Raw genomic sequence first — 9,211 nt, 5'->3', positions numbered from 1 at the left:
CTGAAGCACTCTATTGGGATTAAGGGAGGTGTTTGACTATGAAGAAGATTTTTGCAGTTTTGCTTATAGGACTCGTTGCTTTTGGTAGTGTTGCCTTTGCAGGGCCAGGACTCTGGAAGATCCCTGAAGACGAAATTTCCGTCTGCGGTGGGCCGGGTCTATGGAAGATTCCTGAAGGTCATTGATTTATCTACACTTAGCCTGTTGGGATTAAGGGAGGTTGTTTTAATGAAGAAGATTATTGCGATCATTCTGTTGGGTTTAGTTGCTTTTGGAAGTATGGCTTTTGCAGGACCAGGCCTGTGGAAGATCCCCGAGGACGAGATAACCGTTGATGGCGGACCGGGACTTTGGAAGATTCCCGAGGGTTATTGATCTAATTAGAGTTGACATTATTCCGATTCATTTGAAAAGCTCGGAGATTATTGAACGCCACAATGCAGTTATTTCTTCTTCTTTAACACTTATTTCTTTGCGCTGAGAGAATTCTATGAATCTTGTGAGGAGACCTTTTGAGATCAATTGGTCGCCTTTTTCTTCTAGGTACTTCAGCGCTCTTGCTTTCGTTATGGCCTTTCTGTACGGCCTGTCGGTTGTCAGCGCATCGAAGACATCGGCCACCGCAACTATTTGAACAAGCATGTGGATTTCGTTTCCCTTTAGGCCATCGGGATAACCGTTTCCATCTATTCTCTCGTGATGGTGCCTAACAATATCTCTTACTGCCTTCGGAAAATTCAGGTCTCTCAAGTAACGTTCGCCATATACCGGGTGTCTTTTTATTTCCGTAAACTCTTCTTCGGTCAAAGCCGACGGCTTATTCAGCGTATCGAAAGGAATGTCGACCTTTCCATAATCGTGCAACATCGCGCCAATTGAAAGATTGAAAAGATCGATCTTCTCTAGGTCAAGTTCCTTTCCGAACTCATAGCAAATTTTGAGGACTCGAAGCGTATGGAGAGCAGTATAGTCGTCCTTAAGCCTTAACTCTCTGATAAGCTGACCGAAAATTGAGGAGATGCTCTCGAAAAGATTGTTCACAAAGTCCTTCAGATGAGGCGAAGTTGTACTGTAGAGAGTAAGAGACTCGAATGCGCCAACAGAGTTTTCAAGAGCCCTAAAGTGCTCTCCTTTAACCTGCATTATTGACGCTTCAAGAATCAGCGTTTCTCCCTTGATGTAACTGGTCAAAGACTCATCCGGAAGAGACTTGAGCTGATTGAGATAATTCTCCGCTCTGGAAACGTTACCGCTCTTCACGTAGAAGTGTCCAAGAAAAATATATGATACTGCAATGTCTGTCCATTCGATATGAGAATTTATGAGCGATTCAAGTTGTTCGGCAATAACTGCCGCTCTGCTGAGGTCATTCAATTGAAGAAGAATCTTCAAGTTAATCATTAGCTTGTATCCTTTTATTGAAACCGCTTCAAAATTGCATCCTTGGACCAGGTCAAGAAGCTCTATTGCCTCAGCAAATCTGTTCTTCGAGTAGAGATAGTCAATCATGTTCAGCTGAACCATTAGCATTCTTACTGGTGATTCGGCCACTTCTTTTGCTCTCTCATAGAATTTCCATGGATTGTCACCGGTCTGGAGCTGAGTCGAGACCAGGCCAAGATCATTGTAGTATTCAAAGCGCTTCTGGGTCGGTACATACTCCTCCAGTTTCACGAGTTCGGCGAAAAGCGAGAGTGTTTCTTCTCCAAAGCCCATTTCAAATGAAGTCATCATATGGAGCATTTTGAGGTTGATTTCCTGTTCCTTTCCGCATTCCTTTGCAATTAGATCCACTGCAAGCTTAGAAACAAGGTAAGCAATCTTGTCCTCTGAATTCCTGGCAAAAAAATACGCAAGAAAGTATAGTCCTTCTGCCAGAAGTTCACTTTCCACATCGGAGAAGTCAAATACACCCGTCTCGTCGAATGTCTGAGAGTATACAAAGTCAAGAGCTACCAATATCCCGAGATCTTCTCTCGAGAGATCCTCTTCATCAAGAATAGCCCTCAGCTCAGATCTGAAACTTTCGGGATCATCATAATTGAATCTTAAGGCCAGACCGCAAATTCTAGAATTTTTCAAATCTAACTCCTCTACCCCTCGATATTGTATCATGCGACCGCCTTTCTGGTAAAATCTCTTGAGTAAATTTAATTATGATGCATTACGATCAGAAAAGCGAACTAATGTCACCGTCCATGCTATTCAGTGACATTCAGCATCAATTGTTGCTGCCTGCCATGAGTGTTAGCGCTGTTTAAAGTGCTGACAATAGGAATCGCTCAATATCTTATGACTTTGCAGGTGTCTGGAACGATTTCGACGGGAGGGCTGTTTATGGTAGATGTCAAGAAACTACTGGCCAAAGCTCTGGATGAGAATTGCTATGTGATAGAAGAAGAGGAAGTGCTAACAATTATAGACCCCGGTTATGGTCTCTCAGAAGAGTTTACCAAACTTGTGAGCGACAAGCAAGTACGCATTCTTCTAACTCACGGCCATGCCGATCACACGCACGATGCCGATCAGATTGCCGCAAGCGCGATTATTATACATGAATTGGACAGACCATTACTACTAGATCCAAGTAAAAGCTTTCTCACCTTTTTCGGAAAGACTCGTCTTCTTATAGAAGAAGGCTTGATTGTAACTCCCGAGATTCTTCACAGACCCTGGAAGTGTCTTCACACTCCCGGACATACAAAGGGTTCCTGCTGCTTCATGTACGGAGAGAGATACCTTTTTTCTGGCGATACAGTCTTCTCGAATTCGGTTGGAAGAACTGATTTGCCAGATGGCAATGGAATAGAGATGGAGAGGAGTCTTAGAAAGCTCAAGCAGTTCTTCATTGAAAGACCTGATTTGATAGTGCTTCCAGGCCACGGGCCGGAAACGACGGCTCAAAGTATTCTTAGGGAGAACCCCTTTTTCACGTAGGAATCTCCTTCTTGAAGTTCCTTGATTTCAGCTCCTGAAGCTTCTTGTTCTGTCTGTTCCAGTACTTTCTATTGAAGAAGCCTGCTTCTACCTCTTCTTCCTCTAGAAGCGAGGTCATTTTTCTCGCAATATTCCTGCTCTTATCGAATGCCTGCTCCGAGAGATCATCTGCTTTCATTTTCCCGGCAGTCAACAACAGATCCTGTTCAAACTGAAGGCAGTACTCTCTCCACAACTCTTTTGCCTTTGAGTCTCGTAGAATAGCTAGCCGGATGAATTTCTCCCAGCTCCCCCAGTAGTTGATCCCGTCTTCCGGTTCGTCAAATGGAAGGCTTGATTCGTAGCTATCAAACCATACTGGCTTGAACACAGATAGACAGGGGACACTACTATTAGTTATCCATATTTCTGGCTTCTCTCCCAGAACAACTACCATCGAAGAAGTAGTCTGACTGCTGACTAATGAGGCACCGGCGTGCATACAAATATTTCGCATTGAACCGAGGTGTTTGCTATTTTCGTGATCTCTAAGAATCTCAAAGCTTCTTTCGATACTTACTTCTCCCTCTTCCAGAAGCTCTTGCATTCTTCTAAGTCTTGTTCCTGCGCCCGAGAATTTCCTAATTAGTTTCTTTTCGTATGATTCGGCAAAGCTAAACGCTTTCCCGGGCTTATGCCATCCGTGATTTTCTGCGTTTCGAATGACCTGAGGATGACCGTCATCAAAGTCGTCTCCAAGAGTCAGACAGTTTGATATCGCGGCAGATCCTTTCACCTTCTTCGAAACCCAATAGCTATCGGAGGTTTCCAGAACCCACGCATTTTCTCTATCTGCTATCAGAAAAGAGTTGTGATAATATAAATATTTGGTGAAACCTCCGTTAGCTCCCTGACCGTAATCTTCAATCAACTCAACAATCGTTTTGACAGCATGTTCGGCACTTTCCGATCTCTCCAAAGCAATCCTCAATATGTCCATACCCAGGAGACCGTCTCTCCGGACCGTCTCCTTCGTGAAAACCGCTTCATTTCCTATAACAACTCCCTTGTCATTGACTCCCATTTCGCCACCCCACATCCACGATGGCTTCGAAATGAGGATCGCGTTAGTCTCGCTAACCTGGCTGACTCTCTGCGTTGTTGTGAACAAATCCGTTCCATTACCTGTTAAACGAGGAAAGAAATGGATCGATTGCGGCTCATTTGGCTCACGGTCGCTGTTCTTTCCGAAAATCGTTCTGCCATCTGCTGTAGAACTACCAAGAACTACAAAGGAATCACACATGATCTCACTTCTTATGGACTCTTCAGAAGATATCTCAACTGCCCAAAATACTCATGAAGAGCAGAAAGATTTGCATCGAGCGCCCGCTGGTTAGGAAGAAAATCTACGTAGCTGAGTTTTGTGTGGTCATACATGTAATCCGTTGGAAAAGGCGTAACACGTAGAGAGAACTTCTCAAACGAACTTACCGCCCTTTTCATATGAACGGCAGAAGTCACGAGAATTACACTGCTCCAGTTGAACTGACTGCAGATATCTGCCGTATAATGCGCATTTTCCCAGGTTGTCTGAGCTCTAGGCTCGACAATCACCCTGGCAGATGCGACACCTCGATCAAGAAGCCAATCCCTCATTAGCTCGGCAACAGTAGACGTTGATCGACCGGGCATGAATGATCCTGTCACAATTATCGGCAACTTTGTCTGAAGATGTAGAGTATATGCCTTCGATAACCGCGCTACGGTGTGATTGTCGAGCACCTGACCTTCAGGAGAAATGATTATCCCACTGCTTAGTACCACTATTGCCTGACCGTTCACGGCACGAGGAGCAGTGTATGCCCTCTCTAAAGGCTGAAGATAAAGGTGAGTACCAAGACCAGTTGAAAGTAGATACACAAAGAAACACAGAACAATAACAACAATTCCTATTACCTTTGTCCGTCTTTCTTCGCCCTTTCTGATCAAGATAACTGCAATTATTAGAAAGATGAGTATGAAAAGTCCTGGCGGTGTCAATATTGCCGAAGCGAATTTTTCAAGATACAGCAATGCCGTCACCTTCTTTCGCTCTTTCCTCCAAGTGCAGCCATTATACCTTGAAGATTGTCAGTTATTATTATGTCGGCTTCACCCTTGACCTTCATAAGTAGTCCAGGATCGTTTAGAGTCCAAAGCGCAACTTTTATCCCTCTGCTTCTGACAAAGTCGATTAGACTCACTCCCAGCTCAAAACCAATCTCATCAAACAGCTGAACCGGAAGATTAAATGAAAAGGGTTTGTACTCCATGAGTTCTTCAAAATACTTGGCAGGATTCTTTCCTCTTGCTTCTTCACCGATAAGAAGCCCAATATTCGCCTGAATATCACATTCCTTAACTCTTCGCATACAATCGTGATGGAAGGAAGAGAAGAGAGTTCTTTCCATCGCATTGAAGCTTTTCACCAACGGAACAACTACATCAGCGGCCCGGGGATCCTTGATCTCAACATTGATATAGGCCGTTTCGGGAAGCTCAAGATAAACTTCTTCGAGCGTGGTAAGGCCTTCTGGATTGACGAGATTCATCTTCTTCAAGTTCTTGAAAGTCGTCTCTCCGACTACAACATCTGCCCCGAATGTTCTCTTCAGATCGGGATCGTGATTCACTACAAGCACCCCATCACTGGTAATTTGAACATCAAGTTCTACACCATCTGCTCCAATCTGAACTGCCTTGATTAAAGAAAGGAGGGAATTTTCCCCATCCCCTATACCCATGCCCCTGTGTCCTAGAATTATAGGTCTGGAATCCATAAGAACCTCCGTCTCCTGCAAATGACTTTCATCAATGCAAATCAACTTGACTAACATCTGAAACCCCGTTTCTCGCTCCTCAATTCCGGCAACTGCACATATTTACAATTATAGCAGCATACTTTGCCTGTTCATGAGTATACGTGAATATGCTGATTTTCTTCAGGAGAAGAAAAGGAATTATACTTGTAATAGACATTATATGGAGGCGATACCTTGGAGAGAATTACTGAGCATCCATTGCTTTCGTTTGAGCGCAGCGAGAAGATCACTTTCTTTTTCGAAGGGAGAGAGCTTTTGGCGTATTTGGGTGAGTCCATTGCGGCTGCTCTACATGCAAACGGTATAAGAAATCTGCGATACAGCCCCAAGAAAGACCGCCCTCAAGGGCTTTTCTGCGCAATAGGAAAGTGTTCTTCCTGCTTAATGGAAGTAGATGGAAAACCAAATGTTCGCACTTGCATAACTCCGGTGAGACCCGGAATGAGAGTTAGAAGGCAGCCAGGTAAGGGTGAGATCAGTGAATAATCTCGATCTTCTTGTTGTAGGCGGTGGACCGGCCGGATTGTCTGGCGCATTAGAAGCAGCGAGAAGCGGTCTGTCGGTACTGCTGGTAGATGAAGCGGTTTCCACTGGAGGACAGCTCATCAAGCAGACACACAAGTTCTTTGGCAATGAGGGTTTCTTTGCGTCAGTTAGGGGATATGAGATAGCCGATAGATTGAACGAAGAGCTGAACTCATTCGAGAATGCCAGAATACTGACGGAGCACTCTGTCATCGCAATCTATCCCGACGGTGTCCCAGTAGTAGATATGAAAAGGGACACGACTGAAGTGTTAATGCCTAAGAAGATACTTCTAGCAACGGGCGCATCAGAGAAATTCCTGCAGTTCGAGAACAATGATCTACCAGGTGTATACGGAGCCGGTGCCGTCCAGACTCTCATGAACCAGTTCGGTATTCTTCCCGGCACGAACGTTCTGATGATCGGGTCTGGAAATATCGGTCTTATTGTCTCTTACCAGCTGATGCAGGCCGGTGCAGAGGTAAAAGCAATAATCGAGGCTTCTGACAAAATCGGGGGCTATCAGGTGCATGCCGACAAAGTGAAACGACTGGGTATCCCAGTAAATCTAAGGCACACAATCTCAAGAGCCATCGGAAAGGATTCAGTCAAAGGAGCTGTGGTTTCTGAGCTTGACGAGAGATGGAGACCGATTCCGGGAACAGAAAGAGAGTTCGTGGTCGATACCATATGCATCGCAGTGGGATTATCTCCATCGATAGAACTAGCTGCCCAAGCTGGTTGCGTGATTGAATACATACAGGAGTTAGGAGGTTATGTCCCTCTGAGAAATGATGACATGAGAACCTCAGTACCCGACCTGTTCGTGGCTGGTGATGTTTCGGGAATAGAAGAGGCAACAACGGCAATGATAGAAGGAAGAATCGCTGGACTTACAATCGTTGAAGACTTAACTGGCAGATGTGATCAGGAAAAGCTGAACTACTTGAAGGAAACATTAAGGAAGTTCCGCAGTGGTCCTTCCTCATCAAAGACGAGGTCCGGTATAAGAAAACTCGGAGGGAAAGTTGAGGAGGCTTCTTTTAGTGAAAGAATCGAATGTGACTTTGATAGCTACAAAGGGAAGTTGCGACCCATAATCGAGTGCTTTGAGCCGATCCCCTGTAATCCTTGCGAAACGAGTTGCCCGGTTGGAGCAATAAGAGTTGGAGAGAACATCAACTCTATTCCCACAATAGACTATTCCAGGTGTACTGGTTGTAGCATTTGCGCCACTAAGTGTCCAGGTCTTGCGATTTTCATGTTCAGAGAGAACAAAGACGGAACCTCATCGATCGGTATCCCCTACGAGTTTCTTCCCCTGCCCGTAAAGGGTCAGTATGTAAGTGCATTGGGAAGGAATGGGGAAGTGATATGTACGGCAGAGGTGGAAAGAGTAGCTAGGTCTCCAAACAAAACAAATCTTGTCTACATCATTGTTCCTTCGGAAGTTGCACAAGGAGTCAGAAACATTTTCGTGCCTTCACAAGAGGCAGAAACCATTGTATGCCGTTGTGAAGAAGTCACAGTTGATCAGATAAGAAAAGCGATAAAAGATGGGTATAAGGATTTCGAAGAACTGCGTAGGTACTTGAGAATAAGTATGGGACCCTGCGGGGGTAGGACGTGCAGACTAAATACTTTGATGATTCTGTCAAGGGAGACGGGAGTGCCTGTTGAAGAGCTTGCTCCAGGGATCTTCAGACCACCTTCTATGCCTGTAAGCTTCAAAGCAATAGCTGAAACTGGAGTTGATGATAGTGAAGAGTAGGTACAAAGTTGTTGTTATCGGCGGAGGTGTAATCGGAACTGCAGTTGCCTTCTATCTTGCAAAAAACGGTGTGAGCGATGTTGTTGTTCTTGAGAAAGACTATCTTTCTTCAGGTTCTACTGGTCGGTGTGGCGGAGGCATAAGACAGCAATGGTCTGAGAGAATGAATGTGAGACTGGCAATGCGGAGTGTTGAGCATTTTAAGAGATTCGAAAGCGAAGTGGGGTTCGATATCGAATACTTTCAGGGAGGTTATCTTCTTCTGGCCTACACAGAAGAAGAGGTTTTGCTTTTCGAAAGAAACACCAAGATGCAACAGGAAGAGAATCTTGATGTTGAGCTCCTGACAAAAAACGAAGCATCTTCGAGGTTCTCGTTTATCGACATGTCAGGTGTTAGAGCCGCCGCTTACTGTTCAAGTGATGGTCACGCAAATCCTCACCTGACAACGTTTGCATACGCTAGGGCCGCTGAGAGAATGGGGGTTGAGGTCTTAACTCATACATCTGCAGAAAATATCATTACCGAAGATGGAAGAATTGTGGCTGTACAAACAAGCAAAGGTAAGATCGAAACAGAAGTTGTCGTTAACGCTGCCGGCGGATACTCCCATGAGGTGGGAGCGATGGCTGGAGTTGAGCTTCCTACCGAGTCCTATAGACACCAGATCTTCGTAACGGAGCCTCTAGAGCATATTATGGATCCGCTGGTCATAAGTTTCGAGAACAACTTCTACATAAGACAGACAAAGGCGGGAAACTTCATCATGGGGCAGGGTGACAAGGACGAACTCCCTGGACATAATGTTACCCCAACTTGGAAGTTCCTAAGAGAAATGACCGAGAAGATGCCTAAATTCTTTCCATTCCTACGCGACGTTAGAGTATTGAGACACTGGGCAGGTCTCTATAACATGTCTCCCGATGCTCAACCCATCATCGATCGCGCCGTCGATATTGATAACTTCTACTATGCAATCGGGTTCTCCGGTCACGGATTCATGTTAGCACCGGCTGTTGGAGAGGCTGTCGCCGAATGGATAGTACATGGAGAACCGAGAAGCGTTGACATTTCAAACCTGAGCCTAAATAGATTCCAGGAAGGCTTTACAATAGAAAAAAACGTAGTATAGGAG

The 9,211-nt window shown here is 45.0% G+C and carries 10 protein-coding genes; 6 read left to right on the top strand and 4 right to left on the bottom strand.

Annotated elements, in window-relative coordinates; translation table 11 throughout:
- The first annotated feature begins 38 nt into the window (after positions 1-38).
- Positions 39-185 carry a hypothetical protein gene (locus tag B3K91_RS12095; RefSeq protein ID WP_292595289.1) on the top strand — a complete coding sequence of 49 codons (147 nt, stop codon included), beginning with the start codon at positions 39-41 and terminating at the stop codon, positions 183-185.
- Positions 186-228: 43 nt separating this feature from the next.
- Positions 229-375 (top strand): hypothetical protein, encoded by a 147-nt coding sequence (locus tag B3K91_RS12090; RefSeq protein ID WP_214061249.1) that lies wholly within the window; start codon positions 229-231, stop codon positions 373-375.
- Between the two features lie 27 nt (positions 376-402).
- Here the strand turns inward: B3K91_RS12090 and B3K91_RS12085 are convergent, their stop codons facing one another.
- Positions 403-2,082: an HD domain-containing phosphohydrolase gene (locus tag B3K91_RS12085; protein ID WP_292588570.1), complete on the bottom strand. Its 1,680-nt coding sequence runs from the start codon at positions 2,080-2,082 to the stop codon at positions 403-405.
- Positions 2,083-2,337: 255 nt separating this feature from the next.
- Here B3K91_RS12085 and B3K91_RS12080 point away from each other — a divergent pair, with 255 nt between their 5' ends.
- Complete coding sequence (locus tag B3K91_RS12080; RefSeq protein WP_292595284.1) at positions 2,338-2,937, top strand: MBL fold metallo-hydrolase; 600 nt, start codon at positions 2,338-2,340, stop codon at positions 2,935-2,937.
- Here B3K91_RS12080 and B3K91_RS12075 read toward each other — a convergent pair.
- The 3 genes from B3K91_RS12075 to B3K91_RS12065 are packed head-to-tail and all read right to left on the bottom strand — an operon-like array spanning position 2,930 to position 5,738.
- Entirely contained in the window at positions 2,930-4,222 is a 1,293-nt protein-coding gene (locus B3K91_RS12075; RefSeq protein WP_292589543.1) for a carcinine hydrolase/isopenicillin-N N-acyltransferase family protein, read from the bottom strand. The two genes, B3K91_RS12080 and B3K91_RS12075, sit on opposite strands and share 8 nt — an antisense overlap.
- A gap of 11 nt (positions 4,223-4,233) precedes the next feature.
- On the bottom strand, positions 4,234-5,001 hold the full coding sequence (locus B3K91_RS12070; protein ID WP_292589541.1) for a YdcF family protein: 768 nt from the start codon (positions 4,999-5,001) through the stop codon (positions 4,234-4,236).
- Complete coding sequence (locus tag B3K91_RS12065; protein ID WP_292589539.1) at positions 4,998-5,738, bottom strand: glycerophosphodiester phosphodiesterase family protein; 741 nt, start codon at positions 5,736-5,738, stop codon at positions 4,998-5,000. Before B3K91_RS12065 ends, B3K91_RS12070 begins: the two co-directional genes overlap by 4 nt.
- A 216-nt stretch (positions 5,739-5,954) precedes the next feature.
- Here B3K91_RS12065 and B3K91_RS12060 point away from each other — a divergent pair, with 216 nt between their 5' ends.
- The 3 genes from B3K91_RS12060 to B3K91_RS12050 are packed head-to-tail and all read left to right on the top strand — an operon-like array spanning position 5,955 to position 9,208.
- Positions 5,955-6,266 carry a (2Fe-2S)-binding protein gene (locus B3K91_RS12060; protein ID WP_214061245.1) on the top strand — a complete coding sequence of 104 codons (312 nt, stop codon included), beginning with the start codon at positions 5,955-5,957 and terminating at the stop codon, positions 6,264-6,266.
- A complete protein-coding gene (locus B3K91_RS12055) occupies positions 6,259-8,076 on the top strand; it encodes an FAD-dependent oxidoreductase (RefSeq protein WP_214061244.1) in 1,818 nt (605 codons plus the stop codon). Before B3K91_RS12060 ends, B3K91_RS12055 begins: the two co-directional genes overlap by 8 nt.
- Entirely contained in the window at positions 8,060-9,208 is a 1,149-nt protein-coding gene (locus tag B3K91_RS12050; protein WP_214061243.1) for an NAD(P)/FAD-dependent oxidoreductase, read from the top strand. The genes B3K91_RS12055 and B3K91_RS12050 overlap by 17 nt, the downstream gene beginning before the upstream one ends.
- Positions 9,209-9,211: the final 3 nt, after the last annotated feature.

This window comes from Mesotoga sp. UBA5847, from assembly GCF_002432735.1.
Classification (GTDB): domain Bacteria; phylum Thermotogota; class Thermotogae; order Petrotogales; family Kosmotogaceae; genus Mesotoga.
This window is presented reverse-complemented; position numbering and strand designations above follow the sequence as displayed.